At 54.3% G+C, this 16,274-nt stretch carries 15 protein-coding genes; 12 read left to right on the top strand and 3 right to left on the bottom strand.

The features are described from left to right. Nucleotides 1–116 precede the first annotated feature (116 nt). On the bottom strand, nt 117–917 hold the full coding sequence (yiaJ, locus tag ACLJRS_RS17045; RefSeq protein ID WP_000081341.1) for an IclR family transcriptional regulator YiaJ: 801 nt from the start codon (nt 915–917) through the stop codon (nt 117–119). A 229-nt stretch (nt 918–1,146) separates the two neighbouring features. Between yiaJ and yiaK the strand changes: the two genes are divergently transcribed. The 10 genes from yiaK (at nt 1,147) to araD (ending at nt 10,167) form a co-directional block, all read left to right on the top strand. Beyond that, nucleotides 1,147–2,145: a 3-dehydro-L-gulonate 2-dehydrogenase gene (yiaK, locus tag ACLJRS_RS17040; protein WP_000861183.1), complete on the top strand. Its 999-nt coding sequence runs from the start codon at nt 1,147–1,149 to the stop codon at nt 2,143–2,145. Between the two features lie 11 nt (nt 2,146–2,156). Further along, a complete protein-coding gene (locus tag ACLJRS_RS17035; RefSeq protein WP_000576108.1) occupies nt 2,157–2,621 on the top strand; it encodes a YhcH/YjgK/YiaL family protein in 465 nt (154 codons plus the stop codon). Nucleotides 2,622–2,644: 23 nt separating this feature from the next. Beyond that, the gene (locus ACLJRS_RS17030; RefSeq protein WP_001750186.1) at nt 2,645–3,586 is read left to right on the top strand and encodes a DUF4862 family protein; all 942 of its coding nucleotides are present in this window, start codon (nt 2,645–2,647) and stop codon (nt 3,584–3,586) included. A 128-nt stretch (nt 3,587–3,714) separates the two neighbouring features. Beyond that, nucleotides 3,715–4,188 carry a 2,3-diketo-L-gulonate TRAP transporter small permease YiaM gene (gene yiaM / locus ACLJRS_RS17025; protein ID WP_000832315.1) on the top strand — a complete coding sequence of 158 codons (474 nt, stop codon included), beginning with the start codon at nt 3,715–3,717 and terminating at the stop codon, nt 4,186–4,188. 2 nt (nt 4,189–4,190) lie between these two features. After that, a complete protein-coding gene (gene yiaN, locus ACLJRS_RS17020; protein WP_000301818.1) occupies nt 4,191–5,468 on the top strand; it encodes a 2,3-diketo-L-gulonate TRAP transporter large permease YiaN in 1,278 nt (425 codons plus the stop codon). 11 nt (nt 5,469–5,479) lie between these two features. Beyond that, nucleotides 5,480–6,466 carry a 2,3-diketo-L-gulonate TRAP transporter substrate-binding protein YiaO gene (yiaO, locus tag ACLJRS_RS17015; protein WP_000766337.1) on the top strand — a complete coding sequence of 329 codons (987 nt, stop codon included), beginning with the start codon at nt 5,480–5,482 and terminating at the stop codon, nt 6,464–6,466. Nucleotides 6,467–6,469: 3 nt separating this feature from the next. After that, nucleotides 6,470–7,966, top strand: coding sequence for an FGGY-family carbohydrate kinase (locus tag ACLJRS_RS17010; protein ID WP_000074085.1), 1,497 nt, complete (start codon nt 6,470–6,472; stop codon nt 7,964–7,966). Beyond that, the gene (ulaD, locus tag ACLJRS_RS17005; RefSeq protein WP_000089522.1) at nt 7,963–8,625 is read left to right on the top strand and encodes a 3-keto-L-gulonate-6-phosphate decarboxylase UlaD; all 663 of its coding nucleotides are present in this window, start codon (nt 7,963–7,965) and stop codon (nt 8,623–8,625) included. Before ACLJRS_RS17010 ends, ulaD begins: the two co-directional genes overlap by 4 nt. Beyond that, a complete protein-coding gene (locus tag ACLJRS_RS17000) occupies nt 8,618–9,478 on the top strand; it encodes an L-ribulose-5-phosphate 3-epimerase (RefSeq protein WP_001244044.1) in 861 nt (286 codons plus the stop codon). The genes ulaD and ACLJRS_RS17000 overlap by 8 nt, the downstream gene beginning before the upstream one ends. After that, complete coding sequence (araD, locus tag ACLJRS_RS16995; RefSeq protein ID WP_000893332.1) at nt 9,472–10,167, top strand: L-ribulose-5-phosphate 4-epimerase; 696 nt, start codon at nt 9,472–9,474, stop codon at nt 10,165–10,167. Before ACLJRS_RS17000 ends, araD begins: the two co-directional genes overlap by 7 nt. Nucleotides 10,168–10,327: 160 nt before the next feature. Here araD and ACLJRS_RS16990 read toward each other — a convergent pair whose 3' ends face one another. Then, entirely contained in the window at nt 10,328–11,143 is an 816-nt protein-coding gene (locus ACLJRS_RS16990) for a helix-turn-helix domain-containing protein (protein WP_000891816.1), read from the bottom strand. A 263-nt stretch (nt 11,144–11,406) separates the two neighbouring features. Here ACLJRS_RS16990 and ACLJRS_RS16985 point away from each other — a divergent pair, with 263 nt between their 5' ends. Then, nucleotides 11,407–13,362, top strand: coding sequence for a glycoside hydrolase family 127 protein (locus tag ACLJRS_RS16985; RefSeq protein ID WP_001101518.1), 1,956 nt, complete (start codon nt 11,407–11,409; stop codon nt 13,360–13,362). Between the two features lie 173 nt (nt 13,363–13,535). Here the strand turns inward: ACLJRS_RS16985 and aldB are convergent, their stop codons facing one another. Further along, nucleotides 13,536–15,074: an aldehyde dehydrogenase AldB gene (gene aldB, locus ACLJRS_RS16980; RefSeq protein ID WP_000183988.1), complete on the bottom strand. Its 1,539-nt coding sequence runs from the start codon at nt 15,072–15,074 to the stop codon at nt 13,536–13,538. 168 nt (nt 15,075–15,242) lie between these two features. On the opposite strand from aldB, the gene ACLJRS_RS16975 reads away from it, so the two are divergent. Beyond that, nucleotides 15,243–16,124, top strand: coding sequence for an ROK family protein (locus ACLJRS_RS16975; protein ID WP_001188273.1), 882 nt, complete (start codon nt 15,243–15,245; stop codon nt 16,122–16,124). Nucleotides 16,125–16,274 lie beyond the last annotated feature (150 nt).

Below are 16,274 nucleotides of genomic sequence, written 5' to 3'. Positions count from 1 at the left end.
TGTTGTCCCCCTGCGTTAAAACGCCAGAATGCCAGAGAGCCATTCCCCGCCGCTTTGATCCCACTACGCAAACGGACAAATTTTGTCAGATGCCTGATAAAACCTGGCGAGCTGTCTTATTCGCGAACGGTAAATCCCAGCTCATTAGAGATAGCCTGTGCGGTTTCACGCAACGGTTTGAGCAGATTTTTCTCGCCGATCTGTTTTAGCCGTGACGTCGACAGTGAAATAGAAATGGCGTAAGGCACTCGATGGTGAATATCAAACACAGGCACAGCAATACAGGAAACGCCCAGTTCATTTTCTTCGCGATCCATCGCCATGCTGGTTTCACGAATTTGCGCCAGCTCATCGTACATTGCTGGTAAATCGGTAATGGTATTACGAGTCAGCGGCTGGATCTGTTCTTTATGGCTTTCCCAGTAAGACGCCACATAATCCGGCTGACCAAACGCCATATAAATTTTCCCCATCGCCGAGCAGTACAGCGGCATATGCTGGCCAATGTAGGCACGCGTGCGCAGCATACCGGTGGTCGGTTCCAGCTTATAAATCAGGATAGCGTGGTCATCTTCACGGCTGGAAAAATTCACCGTCTCGCCGGTGGTCAGGTTGAGCGCCTCAAGGTGCGGTGCCGCAACGTGGATGATATTCAGCGATGACAGGGCTTTTTGGCCGACGGCAATAAACTTTGTCGTCAGACGGTAGCTCCCGGCCGCCGGCGCTGGCGTCACATATCCGCAGGATTGAAGCCCCTGCAACAAACGATGGACGGTACTCTTGTTCAACCCCGCCAGCTCCGACAGGTGCGCCAGCGGGCAACCGTTCGGGTAGTTACTCAAAATTTCTATCAACATCAGGCCACGAAACAGGCTCTGACTCCCCGCAGGCTTCTCTTTATCGTTGTTCTGGCTCATCAGAAAACTCTCTCCTTTCTTGGGCGATCAGATGGTAGCTCAAAGTGTGTTGCAGTTCACGATATCAGCATAAAAAACATAACCCGATGATTTTAATCGTTTTTAAAAACCTTCTCTGGCGTTGCCATGTCAATTTTCGATCTATATATTTGGAACTACATTTCGCATTATGAAATTTATCGACAAAAAAACATACTAAATTTTCTAACAATCGACCAGGAGAACAGGGATGAAAGTAGCTTTCGAAGAGTTAAAAGGGGCCTTCTACCGCGTCTTGCGGTCGCGGAATATTGCGGAAGATACCGCCGACGAGTGCGCGGAAATGTTCGCTCGCACCACCGAGTCCGGTGTCTATTCCCACGGCGTGAACCGTTTTCCCCGCTTCATCCAGCAACTGGATAACGGCGACATTATTCCTGATGCTAAACCGCAGCGAGTTACCAGCCTCGGCGCCATCGAACAGTGGGATGCTCAGCGCGCTATCGGCAACCTGACGGCGAAAAAGATGATGGACCGGGCCATCGAGCTGGCTTCCGATCATGGTATTGGCCTGGTGGCGTTACGTAATGCTAACCACTGGATGCGCGGCGGCAGCTACGGCTGGCAGGCGGCGGAAAAAGGCTATATCGGCATTTGCTGGACCAACTCCATCGCCGTCATGCCGCCGTGGGGGGCGAAAGAGTGCCGTATCGGTACCAATCCGCTGATCGTCGCCATCCCGTCTACGCCGATCACGATGGTGGATATGTCGATGTCGATGTTCTCCTACGGAATGTTAGAAGTTAACCGTCTGGCGGGCCGCGAACTGCCGGTGGATGGCGGTTTCGACGATAACGGTCAGTTGACCAAAGAACCGGGCGTTATCGAGAAAAATCGCCGCATTTTACCAATGGGTTACTGGAAAGGATCTGGTCTGTCGATTGTGCTGGACATGATTGCCACCCTGCTTTCTAACGGTTCTTCCGTTGCCGAAGTGACCCAGGAAAACAGCGATGAGTATGGCGTTTCGCAGATCTTCATCGCCATAGAAGTGGATAAGCTGATCGATGGCGCAACCCGCGATGCCAAACTGCAGCGGATTATGGATTTCATCACCACTGCTGAACGCGCCGACGACAACGTCGCGATTCGGCTGCCCGGCCACGAATTTACCAAATTGCTGGATGACAACCGCCGTCACGGTATCACCATTGACGACAGCGTCTGGGCCAAAATTCAGGCGCTGTAAGGAGCCACATCATGATTTTTGGACATATTGCGCAGCCTAATCCGTGCCGGCTACCGTCGGCCATAGAGCAGGCGCTCGATTTCCTGCGTACTACGGACTTTCGCACGCTGGAACCTGGCGTAGTGGAAATCGACGGCAAAAATATCTTCGCGCAGATTATCGATATGACCACCCGCGATGCTGCTGAAAATCGTCCGGAAGTCCATCGCCGCTATCTGGATATTCAGTTTCTGGCATGGGGCGAAGAGACAATTGGGGTTGCCATTGATACCGGTAATAATCAAATCAGCGAGTCATTATTAGAACAGCGCGATATTATTTTTTATCACGACAGTGAACATGAATCATTCATTGAAATGATACCGGGAAGTTATGCCCTGTTTTTCCCGCAGGATGTTCATCGTCCCGGTTGTAATAAAAGCATTGCTACGCCGATACGGAAAATAGTCGTAAAAGTCGCCATAGACGTTTTATAAAATAGAGTTTACTGGAGCACAAAATGAAAAATAATACCGGTTATATTATCGGTGCGTACCCTTGTGCACCCTCATTTCACCAGAAGAGTGAAGAGGAAGAGACGGAATTCTGGCGGCAACTCTCTGATACTCCGGATATCCGGGGGCTGGAGCAGCCTTGTCTTGAACATCTTCACCCGCTCGGCGACGAGTGGTTATTGCGCCATACACCAGGGAACTGGCAAATCGTGGTCACCGCGATAATGGAAACCATGCGCCGCCGTAGCGAAAACGGCGGTTTTGGATTAGCGTCCAGTGACGAGGAACAGCGTAAAGCCTGCGTGGAGTACTATCGTCATCTGCATCAGAAGATCAATAAAATCAATGGGAACAATACCGGCAAAGTCATAGCCCTTGAGCTTCATGCCGCCCCGCTGGGGGGCAATCCGAACGTGGCGCAGGCAACCGACGCCTTTGCGCGCTCATTAAAAGAGATTGCCAACTGGGACTGGTCCTGCGACCTGGTGCTTGAACACTGCGACGCGATGACCGGCCCCGCACCGCGCAAAGGATTCTTACCGTTGGTAAACGTACTGGAAACTATTGCCGACTATGACATAAGCGTCTGCATTAACTGGGCGCGCTCGGCTATTGAAGGGCGGGATACCTCTCTACCGCTGATCCACACGCAGCAGGCCAAACAGGCTGGAAAACTCGGGGCGCTGATGTTCTCCGGTACAACGCTGGATGGAGAATACGGCGAATGGCAGGACCTCCATGCTCCGTTTGCACCTTTCTGTCCACAAAGTCTGATGACGGAGAAACATGTTAAAGAACTCATTACCTCCGCCGCTCCCGAACTGTTGCAGTTTACCGGTATTAAATTGTTGGAAATCAATGCCAGCGCCGATATTAATCACCGCATCAATATATTACGCGATGGTATTAACATGATGAAAAGGCCACACGCAGCTAACCTGAATTAAACATCATCACCTTAATTCTCGGCCTGCAACTCAACGTTGCGCCGACCTAATATAAACCAAACATAAGAAATTAAGTTCCACTATTCAGCATCGAAAGAAATAAGTTTCTATAACCTGATGGAGTCGTTATGAAGCGGGTACTTGAGGGCATACTTGCGGTATTAATTGCCGTACTTTCCTGCATTGTATTTATTAATGTTATTTTACGTTACGGTTTTGAGAGCAGTATTTTGTCGGTAGATGAACTATCACGTTATCTATTTGTATGGCTGACGTTTATTGGCGCCATCGTTGCATTTATGGATAACGCTCACGTTCAGGTTACTTTTGTGGTGGAAAAACTTTCGCCAGCGAATCAGCGTCGACTCTCGCTGCTGACACATTCGCTGATTTTATTGTTATGCCTCGCATTAGGCTGGGGCAGCCTGCAAAAAGCGTTGCAGGACTGGAGCGATCACTCGCCAATCCTCGGTTTACCGATCGGCCTGATGTATATCGCCTGTCTGCCCACAAGCGTTGCCATCGCGTTAATCGAGCTGCGTCGGCTTTATCACTTAATAACGCATAACGATTCCTTTCAACAACCACAGCAAGGAGCCTAATCATGGCCGTGGTGATATTTCTCTGCTGCCTGCTCGGCGGGATCGCGATAGGTTTACCCATCGCCTGGTCGCTGCTGCTTTGCGGCGCTGCTCTGATGGCATACCTGGATATGTTTGACGTGCAGATTATGGCGCAAACCCTGGTTAACGGCGCGGACAGTTTCTCCCTACTGGCCATTCCCTTTTTTGTTTTGGCCGGTGAAATCATGAACGCGGGCGGCCTGTCAAAGCGAATTGTCGACCTGCCGATGAAGCTGGTCGGCCATAAGCCCGGCGGCCTGGGCTACGTGGGTGTTATTGCGGCAATGATTATGGCCAGCCTTTCCGGCTCTGCGGTAGCAGATACCGCTGCGGTCGCCGCGCTGCTGGTGCCGATGATGCGCTCCGCAAACTACCCGATCAACCGCTCCGTTGGGTTAATCGCTTCCGGCGGGATCATTGCGCCAATTATTCCCCCCTCGATTCCTTTTATTATCTTCGGCGTTTCCAGCGGCTTGTCGATCAGCAAGCTGTTTATGGCCGGGATCGCACCGGGCATCATGATGGGCGCGGCGCTTATGCTCACCTGGTGGTGGCAGGCCGGGCGATTAAATCTCCCTTCTCAGCTCAAAGCAACACCGCGTGAAATCTGGCAATCATTGGTTTCAGGTATCTGGGCGCTGTTTCTACCGGTGATTATTATCGGCGGCTTCCGTTCCGGACTTTTCACGCCAACGGAGGCAGGGGCGGTCGCCGCGTTTTACGCCCTCTTTGTCGCCGTGGTTATCTATCGGGAATTAACGTTTTCCAGTCTCTACCACGTGCTGGTCAATGCCGCCAAAACGACGTCAGTCGTCATGTTTCTGGTGGCCGCGGCTCAGGTATCCGCCTGGCTGATTACGATCGCGGAATTACCCATGATGGTGTCAGATTTGCTGCAGCCGCTGGTCGACTCTCCGCGACTCTTATTTATCGTCATTATGATCTCAATTATGGTCGTCGGTATGGTGATGGATTTAACGCCAACGGTGTTAATTCTTACCCCTGTATTATTGCCATTAGTTAAAGAAGCCAATATTGACCCAATTTATTTCGGCGTCATGTTCATTATTAACTGCTCCATTGGATTAATCACACCGCCCGTTGGCAACGTCCTCAACGTTATTTCCGGGGTAGCAAAATTGAAATTTGATGACGCGGTAAGAGGCGTATTCCCTTACGTTGTCGTACTGATGTCGCTGCTGGTTTTATTTATTTTTATTCCCGAGCTAATTATCACACCGCTTAAATGGATTAATTAAAGGATAATATTATGAAATTACACGTTATTGCTCGTTCATTATTGATAGCTGGTCTGACGGTTTTCAGCGTGTCGTCTCTGGCGGCGCAATCTTTACGTTTTGGTTATGAAACACCGCAAACTGACTCCCAACATATTGCCGCGAAAAAATTTAACGAATTATTAAAAGAAAAAACTAACGGCGAATTAACGCTAAAACTCTTTCCTGACAGCACATTAGGTAACGCCCAGGCAATGATCAGCGGGGTGCGCGGCGGAACCATTGATATGGAAATGTCCGGTTCGAACAATTTCACCGGTCTGGCCCCTGTATTCAACTTACTTGATGTCCCCTTCCTGTTTCGCGATACCGCGCATGCGCATAAAACGCTCGACGGTAAAGTCGGCGATGAACTGAAAAAATCACTCGATTCAAAAGGGTTAAAAGTCCTCGCCTACTGGGAAAACGGCTGGCGCGACGTCACCAACTCCCGCGCGCCGGTAAAAACGCCGGGCGATTTGAAAGGCTTAAAAATCCGCACTAACAACAGCCCAATGAATATCGCGGCCTTTAAAATCTTCGGCGCGAACCCTATTCCGATGCCATTCTCCGAAGTCTATACCGGCCTCGAAACCCGTACGATTGATGCCCAGGAACACCCTATCAACGTCGTGTGGTCAGCGAAATTCTATGAGGTACAGAAATACCTCTCCCTCACTCATCACGCCTATTCGCCTCTGCTGCTGGTGATCAATAAAGCCAAATTCGACGCTTTAAGCCCGCAGTTCCAGGAGGCACTGCTGAGTTCCGCCAAAGAAGCGGGTGACTATCAGCGCAAACTGGTCGCCGAAGATCAGCAAAAAATTATCGATGGCATGAAAGAAGCCGGAGTTGAAGTCCTGACCGATATCGACCGTAAAGCCTTCAGCGATGCGCTGGGCAGCCAGGTGCGCGATATGTTCCTGAAAGACAACCCGCAGGGCGCTGACCTCCTGAAAGCCGTGGACGAGGTGCAATAAGTCATGAGCAACTACTGGCTGGGGTTAGATTGTGGTGGGAGTTGGCTAAAAGCCGGGTTGTACGATGGCGCAGGCCGGGAAGTAGCGGTGCAACGCCTGCCGCTGCACGCTTTAAGCCCGCAGCCAGGCTGGGTTGAACGCGATATGACCGAACTGTGGCAACAGTGCGGCTCGGTCATCAGCAAACTGCTGGCGCACACCGGGGTGAGCGGCTCACAAATCCGCGGTCTGGGTATTTCCGCTCAGGGTAAGGGCCTGTTCCTGTTAGATAAAAGCGATCGGCCATTAGGTAAAGCGATACTCTCTTCCGACCGTCGCGCCATGGAAATTGTCCAGCGCTGGCAAAAAGAAGCGGTTCCGCAAAAACTCTACCCGCTGACCCGGCAAACCCTGTGGACCGGGCATCCAGTCTCCCTTTTACGCTGGGTAAAAGAGAATGAGCCGCAGCGCTACGCGCAGATAGGCAGCGTCATGATGACGCATGACTATCTGCGCTGGTGCTTAACCGGCGTGAAAGGCTGTGAGGAGAGCAACATCTCCGAGTCCAACCTCTACAACATGGCGACGGGCCAGTACGACCCGCGTCTGACCGAGTGGCTGGGCATCAGTGAAATCGACAGCGCGCTGCCCCCCGTGGTGGGTTCAGCCGAAATATGCGGGGAGATCACCGCTCAGGCAGCCGCCATCACCGGTCTGGCGGCGGGTATCCCCGTCGTCGGCGGCCTGTTTGACGTGGTTTCCACCGCCCTTTGCGCCGGTATTGAGGATGAATCGACCCTCAATGCGGTGATGGGTACCTGGGCCGTCACCAGCGGCATCGCTCACGGCCTGCGCGACCATGAGGCCCACCCTTACGTCTATGGCCGCTACGTCAATGACGGGCAGTATATCGTTCACGAAGCCAGCCCGACCTCTTCCGGCAACCTTGAATGGTTCACCGCCCAGTGGGGCGACCTCTCTTTTGATGAGATCAACCAGGCGGTTGCCAGCCTGCCGAAAGCCGGTAGCGACCTCTTTTTTCTGCCGTTTCTCTACGGCAGCAATGCCGGACTGGAGATGACCTGCGGTTTTTACGGCATGCAGGCGCTGCACACCCGCGCGCACCTGCTGCAGGCGATTTATGAAGGCGTGGTGTTCAGCCATATGACCCACCTCAACCGCATGCGTGAACGTTTTACCGACGTTTGCGCCCTGCGCGTTACCGGCGGCCCGGCCCACTCCGACGTCTGGATGCAGATGCTGGCGGACGTCAGCGGTTTACGCATCGAGCTGCCGCAGGTGGAGGAGACCGGCTGCTTCGGCGCGGCGCTGGCAGCCCGCGTCGGCACCGGCGTATATCGCGATTTCCGCGAGGCCCAACGCGACCTGCAGCACCCGGTGCGCACGCTGCTGCCGGACATGACCGCGCACGCCCTCTACCAGCGCAAATACCGCCAATACCAGGATTTGATTACCGCACTACAGGGCTATCACGCCCGTATTAAGGAGCACGTATTATGAGCCGACCATTACTGCAACTGGCGCTCGACCATACCCAACTTCAGGCCGCGCAGCGCGATGTTGCCCTGCTACAGGACCATGTCGATATCGTTGAGGCTGGCACTATCCTCTGTTTAACCGAAGGCCTTAGCGCGGTGAAAGCCCTGCGAGCGCAGTGCCCGGAAAAAATCATCGTCGCCGACTGGAAAGTGGCCGATGCTGGTGAAACCCTGGCGCAGCAGGCTTTTGGCGCTGGCGCCAACTGGATGACTATCATCTGCGCCGCGCCGCTCGCGACCGTCGAGAAAGGCCACGCCGTCGCGCAATCCTGCGGCGGTGAAATTCAAATGGAGCTGTTCGGCAACTGGACGCTGGACGACGCCCGAGACTGGTACCACGTCGGGGTTCGCCAGGCGATTTACCACCGCGGACGCGACGCGCAGGCCAGCGGGCAGCAGTGGGGCGAGGCGGATCTGGCGCGCATGAAGGCGTTGTCCGACATCGGCCTTGAGCTATCGATTACCGGCGGCATTACCCCTGCCGATCTGCCGCTGTTCCGCGACATTAACGTCAAGGCATTTATCGCCGGACGCGCGCTGGCAGGTGCCGCCCATCCGGCGCAGGTCGCCGCCGAATTCCACGCCCAAATTGACGCCATTTGGGGAGAAAAGCATGCGTAATCATCCATTAGGTATTTACGAGAAAGCACTGGCGAAAGATCTCAGTTGGACAGAGCGGCTGGTGCTGGCAAAAAGCTGCGGTTTTGATTTTGTTGAGATGTCGGTGGATGAAACCGACGAACGTCTCTCACGCCTGGAGTGGACCTCGGCCCAACGCGCTTCGCTGGTGAACGCGATGCTGGAAAGCGGCGTCGCCATCCCGTCGATGTGCCTCTCCGCCCATCGTCGCTTCCCTTTTGGCAGCCGCGACGAAGCGGTACGCCAGCGGGCGCGTGAAATCATGACCAAAGCCATTCGCCTGGCGCGCGATCTCGGTATCCGCACCATCCAGTTGGCAGGTTACGACGTCTATTACGAAGAGCACGACGAAGGCACCCAGCAACGTTTCGCCGAAGGGCTGGCGTGGGCGGTGGAACAGGCCGCAGCGGCGCAGGTGATGCTGGCGGTGGAGATCATGGATACCGCGTTTATGAACTCCATCAGCAAGTGGAAAAAGTGGGACGAGATGCTTTCGTCACCGTGGTTCACCGTTTATCCAGACGTCGGCAACCTCAGCGCCTGGGGGAACGACGTGACCGCCGAGCTGAAGCTGGGTATCGACCGTATCGCCGCAATTCATCTGAAAGATACGCTGCCGGTGACCGGCGATAGCCCCGGCCAGTTCCGCGACGTGCCGTTTGGCGAAGGATGCGTTGATTTTGTGGGCATTTTTAAAACGCTGCATGAGCTGAATTATCGCGGTTCATTTCTGATTGAGATGTGGACAGAGAAAGCCAGTGAGCCGGTGCTGGAAATTATCCAGGCCCGCCGCTGGATTGAATCACGGATGCAGGAAGGAGGTTTCACATGTTAGAGCAACAGAAAGCCGAGGTGCTGGCGGCCAACCTCGCGCTCCCGGCGCACAGGCTGGTCACCTTTACCTGGGGCAACGTCAGCGCGGTCGATGAGACGCGCAAGCTGATGGTCATCAAGCCTTCCGGCGTCGAATATGAGGTGATGACCGCCGACGATATGGTGGTGGTAGAGATCGCCAGCGGTCAGGTCGTTGAAGGCCATAAAAAACCGTCGTCCGATACCGCGACCCATCTGGCGCTCTATCGCCGCTATCCGCAGATCGGCGGGATCGTGCATACCCATTCCCGCCATGCGACGATCTGGTCGCAGGCCGGGCTCGATCTGCCCGCCTGGGGCACCACCCACGCCGACTATTTCTATGGCGCGATCCCCTGTACCCGACTGATGACCGTTGAGGAAATTAACGGCGAGTACGAGTATCAGACCGGCGAGGTGATTATTAAAACCTTTGAAGAGCGCGGTCTGGATCCGGCGCAAATCCCGGCGGTATTGGTTCATTCACACGGCCCGTTTGCCTGGGGTAAAAATGCCGCCGATGCCGTCCACAACGCCGTGGTGCTTGAGGAGTGCGCCTATATGGGGCTGTTCTCGCGCCAGCTGGCCCCGCAGCTACCGGATATGCAGCCTGAATTGCTCGATAAACACTATCTGCGTAAACACGGCGCGAATGCCTATTACGGGCAGTAATGCCGACAGTCACAGCCTGTGTCGGATGGCGGCTGCGCCTTATCCGACCTACAAGATTTTCAATATCAATACGTTGTGATGAACTCTTGTAGGACCGATAAGCAAAGCGCCATCGGACATTCAGTTTGCAACCGCGTTGTCAGAGGGCCAAAGATTATACTCAAGAATTAACGTGTTCCTTACTGTAGCGCCGCTTCCAGGCGGTAGGCGTCAGGCCGGTGTGCTTGCGGAAGATCTGGCGAAAATAACCAACGTCATTAAAACCGCACCGCTCCGCCACCTCTTTTAACGAACGCGCGTCGCTAATCAGCAACTTTTCCGCCTCGCGCACCCGCTGGCGGTGGATGGCTTCCGTTAGCGTAAGGTGAAATACCCGCCGATAAACGCGTCCCAGATAATCCACATTGCAATGCAGTTCTTTCGCCAGAACCGAGCTGGAAAGCGGCAGGTGATAGTGCGTTCGAATCAGCTGCTGCACTTTCCAGGCCAGCGACACGCCAGCGGCCTCGGCGTTTTCATTCTGCCGGGCATCAACGGTGAGCTGCTGCAAAATCAGCAGCACGATGAACTCCAGCGCCGGGCTGCGCTGGTGCTTTTCCTGCTCGTTCATAAACTGGCGAAAAAGCGCAATCAGCGCCTGCGGATCGGCAACCTGGGTATGCTGCGGCACGGAAAGATGCGTCAGCCAGCGCGGGTCGCTGTCCGGCGCTTTGACCTCAAAATGGAGCCAGTAAAATTTAAGATCGGCGGGAAACTCCTCAACGCCAATATGGCGGCGATGCGGCCAAAGCAACAGGCTTTCCCCGGCTTCGACACAGAAAACACATTCTTCTTCCTGAATTTTCAGGCAGCCTTTTTCCACAAATATAATTTCCCACGATTGCAGACGCCTGGCAGGATGACGCCCAATGCCGCGAGAAATAAATAATCCGCCGTTTTGGACTTTAATCGGTAATGTCATGGATAGTTCGAGCATTAATATGTCATTTCCCGCACATTCAGCACCGTATTTCATATTACCTTTTGATTATTAACTAAAAATAGTCATTTCACTCGATCCATCTCACATTTTTAAATACGGGTCGGAATCGTCATCTTTTTTTACTCTTTTATCGCCTTGTCGCTCACCGCTATCTGGGCAAAATGAATCAGGTCATAACGCGAAAATAAAAATTACTGCCATAAAATACCCCGTCAGCGAGGAATATCTATGACCTCTACAGCCTTAAGGAGCACGAAATGAACGTACTGGAAGTCGATCTGCATAAACTGACGGTCAGCGATCCGTTCCTCGGACAGTATCAACAACTGGTTCGCGATGTGGTTATTCCTTACCAGTGGGATGCGTTAAACGATCGTATTCCAGAGGCTGAACCCAGCCATGCCATTGAAAATTTCCGCATTGCCGCAGGCCAGCAGACGGGCGACTTCTACGGCATGGTCTTTCAGGACAGCGACGTGGCGAAATGGCTGGAAGCGGTTGCCTGGTCACTGTGCCAGAAGCCCGATCCAGCGCTTGAGAAAACCGCCGATGAGGTGATTGAACTGGTGGCCGCCGCGCAGTGTGACGATGGCTATCTCAATACGTACTTTACGGCAAAAGCCCCGCAAGAACGCTGGAGCAACCTGGCGGAGTGCCATGAGCTTTATTGCGCCGGGCATCTGATTGAAGCGGGCGTCGCCTTCTTTCAGGCCACCAGCAAGCGTCGGCTGCTAGACGTCGTTTGTCGCCTGGCCGATCATATCGACAGCACTTTCGGCCCTGGCGAAAATCAGCTGCACGGCTATCCGGGCCACCCGGAAATTGAGCTGGCGCTGATGCGTCTGTATGAGGTAACAGAGCAGCCGTGCTATATGGCGCTGGCAAGCTACTTTATCGGGCAGCGCGGCGTCCAACCGCACTTCTACGACGAAGAGTACGAAAAACGCGGCCAGACCTCGTACTGGCATACCTACGGCCCGGCGTGGATGGTCAAAGACAAAGCCTACAGCCAGGCGCATCTGCCAATTTCGCAGCAGCAGACGGCCATTGGCCACGCGGTACGTTTTGTCTATCTGATGACTGGCGTGGCGCATCTCGCTCGCCTGAGCAACGATGAAGGCAAACGCCAGGACTGCCTGCGCCTGTGGAAAAATATGGCGCAGCGTCAGCTGTATATCACCGGCGGGATTGGCTCGCAGAGCAGCGGCGAAGCCTTTAGCAGCGATTACGATTTACCGAATGATTCGGTCTATGCGGAAAGCTGCGCTTCAATCGGCCTGATGATGTTCGCCCGCCGGATGCTGGAAATGGAAGCCGATAGCCAGTACGCCGACGTGATGGAGCGCGCGCTGTACAACACCGTCCTCGGTGGTATGGCGCTGGATGGCAAGCATTTCTTCTACGTCAACCCGCTGGAAGTGCATCCAAAATCGTTAAAATTCAACCATATTTACGATCACGTTAAGCCCATCCGCCAGCGCTGGTTTGGCTGCGCCTGCTGCCCGCCGAACATCGCCCGCGTGCTCACCTCCCTTGGTCACTACATCTACACGCCGCGTGCGGATGCGCTGTACATCAATATGTACGTGGGTAACAGCATGGAAATACCGGTTGAAAATGGCGCGCTCAAACTGCGAATCAGCGGGAACTACCCGTGGCATGAGCAGGTGAAGATCGCCATCGACTCTGTGCAGCCGGTACGTCACACGCTGGCGCTACGTCTGCCGGACTGGTGCCCTGAGGCAAAAGTGACGCTCAACGGGCTGGATGTGGAGCAGGATATTCGCAAAGGTTATCTGCATATCCGTCGAACCTGGCAGGAGGGCGATACGATAACCCTGACGCTGCCGATGCCGGTTCGCCGCGTGTATGGCAATCCGCTGGCGCGTCACGTCGCCGGTAAGGTCGCCATTCAGCGCGGGCCACTGGTCTATTGCCTTGAGCAGGCCGATAACGGCGAAGAACTGCATAATCTGTGGTTACCGAAAGAGAGTGAGTTCCGGGTCTTTGAGGGCAAAGGGCTTTTTGCGCATAAGATGCTGATTCAGGCTGAAGGCGAGAAGCAAAGCGCCCCAGATGCGCAGCATCAGGCGTTGTGGCACTACGATAACGCGCCGTCATCGCGCCAGCCGCAGACGCTAACGTTCATTCCGTGGTTTAGCTGGGCCAACCGTGGCGAGGGCGAAATGCGGATTTGGGTTAACGAGCGGTAATACTGTGCCGGATGGCGGCTGCGCCTTATCCGGCCTACAAGATTTGCAATATCAGTATATTGCGATGAATTTTTGTAGGCCTGATAAGCGCAGCGCCATCGGGCATTACCACCAGGCTGATATCAATGCGGTAGGCCCGATAAGCGCAGCGCCATCGGGCATTACCTCTTGCGTCAGAACAGCCCCAGAGGCTTATCGGAATAGCTCACCAGCAGGCACTTGGTTTGCTGGTAGTGTTCCAGCATCATCTTATGCGTTTCACGCCCGATGCCCGACTGCTTATAGCCGCCGAACGCAGCATGTGCCGGATAGGCGTGATAGCAGTTGGTCCATACGCGCCCGGCCTGAATGCCGCGCCCCATCTTATAGGCCAGATTGCCGTTGCGGCTCCAGACGCCAGCGCCCAGGCCGTATTGGGTATCGTTAGCGATTTCCAGCGCCTCCTCCATGGTTTTAAAGGTGGTTACCGCCAGCACCGGGCCAAAGATCTCCTCCTGAAAGACGCGCATATTATTCTTACCAAACAGAATGGTAGGCTCAAGGTAATAGCCCTCTTTAAGTTCGCCATCCAGTTCCTTGCGTCGCCCACCGGTCAGAATATCGGCCCCCTCTTTTTTACCGATATCGATATAATTGAGGATAGTCTCAAGCTGGCCGTGGGAGACCTGCGCCCCCATCTGTGTACCGCTATCTAGCGGGTTCCCGCTGCGAATGCTCTCTACCCGGCGAATAGCCCGCTCCATAAAGCGCTCATAGATGGACTCCTGGACCAGCGCACGGCTTGGACAGGTACACACCTCGCCCTGGTTAAAGGCAAACAGGGCAAATCCCTCCAGCGCTTTATCAAAGAACGCATCTTCCTCATCCATCACGTCGGCGAAGAAGATATTGGGCGACTTGCCGCCTAACTCCAGCGTCACTGGAATAATATTCTGCGTGGCGTACTGCATGATCTGTTGACCCACTTCCGTCGAACCGGTAAACGCCACCTTCGCGATACGTTTCGAGGTCGCCAGATATTCGCCAATCTCGCCGCCCGCGCCGTTCACGACGTTGACGACGCCCGGCGGTAACAGATCGCCAATGACTTCCATTAACAGCAGAACGGAAAGCGGCGTCAGGCGTGCCGGTTTAAGCACCACGCAGTTACCCGCCGCCAGCGCTGGCGCCATTTTCCAGCTTGCCATCAACAACGGAAAGTTCCACGGGATTATCTGCCCCACGACGCCAAGCGGTTCGTGAAAATGGTAGGCCACGGTTTCGCTATCAACTTCGCTAATCCCGCCCTCCTGCGCACGTATACAGGAGGCGAAATAGCGGAAATGATCGATCGCCAGCGGTACGTCGGCGGCGCTGGTTTCACGAATCGGTTTACCGTTATCCCAGGTTTCCGCTGTCGCCAACAGTTCGAGGTTTTGTTCCATCCGATCGGCGATCTTAAACAAGATAGCGGCACGGTCTTGTACTGACGTATGCGCCCACTTATCTTTCGCCTTATGCGCGGCGTCGAGCGCTAAATCGATATCTTTTTTACCGGAGGAAGCGACTTCACATAGCGGCTGGCCGGTCACTGGCGTCAGGTTTTGATAATATTCGCCGTCGGCGGGCGCAACCCAGTCACCACCAATAAAATTGTCATAGCGGGCTTTTAACTTCAGTGGGTACCCGTATTCACCTGGCTGAATACGTGTTGAAGGGGGATTGTTCGTCATGACCAACTCCTTATTGTAAAGGTACTCCACAAGGGTAGACGGTGCTGGTGAATTTTTCGCCAATGATTTCCCGCTTTACGACAGCAATCACGAATTACTTTCCTTTACGTTTCTCCGTCTGGTTTTAGCCATACTAAACAGGTGCCTGTTTAACGTACGGAGAACACTATGCAGCAATATATCGGTATTGATGTGGGAGGAACTCACGTCAAATATGGCGTGATTAACAGTGACGGCGAAGAATTAACCCATCATCAATTCGATACGCCAGAGGACGCCTCCACGTTTACCCGCAAATGGCAGGATGTGGTGGCGCGTTGCCAACAGGACTATGACATTGCGGCAATCGGGGTTAGTTTCCCCGGCCATATTAATCCCCATAACGGTCATGCGGCAAAAGCGGGCGCGCTGGCTTACCTGGATGACGTCAACCTGATGGAGTTGTTCAGCGGGCTGACCGATCTGCCGCTGGTCGTGGAGAACGACGCGAACTGCGCGGCGCTGGGCGAAATGTGGCGAGGTGCCGGGCAGCATTATGAAAACATGGTCTGTATCACCATTGGAACCGGCATTGGCGGCGGTATTATCGTCGGACGAGAACTGTATCGCGGCGCGCATTTTCACGCCGGTGAATTCGGCGTCATGCCGGTCGGGAACAATGGCGAAAGTATGCATAAAATCGCGTCAACCAGCGGATTAATGGCGTCGTGCCGCCAGGCGCTGGCGCTGCCTGCCGAAGAGATGCCGCCTGCGGATGTGATCTTCGAACGAATGGCGACCGATGTTCATCTGCGTGAGGCGGTCAATGACTGGGCGCGTTATCTGTCACGCGGCGTTTACAGCGTGATCTCTATGTTTGATCCGGGCGTGGTGCTGATCGGCGGAGGAATAAGCGAACAGGAAAAGCTCTACCCGCTCCTGACGCGGCATCTTGAAACGTTTGAAATGTGGGAGGCGCTCCAGGTGCCGATTCAGCCCTGCCAACTGGGAAATCAGGCGGGCAGGCTGGGCGCCGTCTGGCTGGCGCAGCAAAAGCTCGCCCGAAGCTAACGAGTTACGCCTTATCCGGCCTGCATCGTCTACGCAGGCCCGGTAAGCGTCCGCGCCACCGGGCAAAGGCGTTACATCGCCGCGCGATAAATTTCCACAATCTCATCGTGAGTCGCCTGACTAAGGCGCAAAGAATATGGGCAAAACTAT

This window comes from Salmonella sp. SAL00670 (genome assembly GCF_046552235.1).
Lineage (GTDB): Bacteria > Pseudomonadota > Gammaproteobacteria > Enterobacterales > Enterobacteriaceae > Salmonella > Salmonella enterica.
Note: the sequence above shows the minus strand (reverse complement) of the source record. Positions and strands in the feature narration are given on the sequence as shown.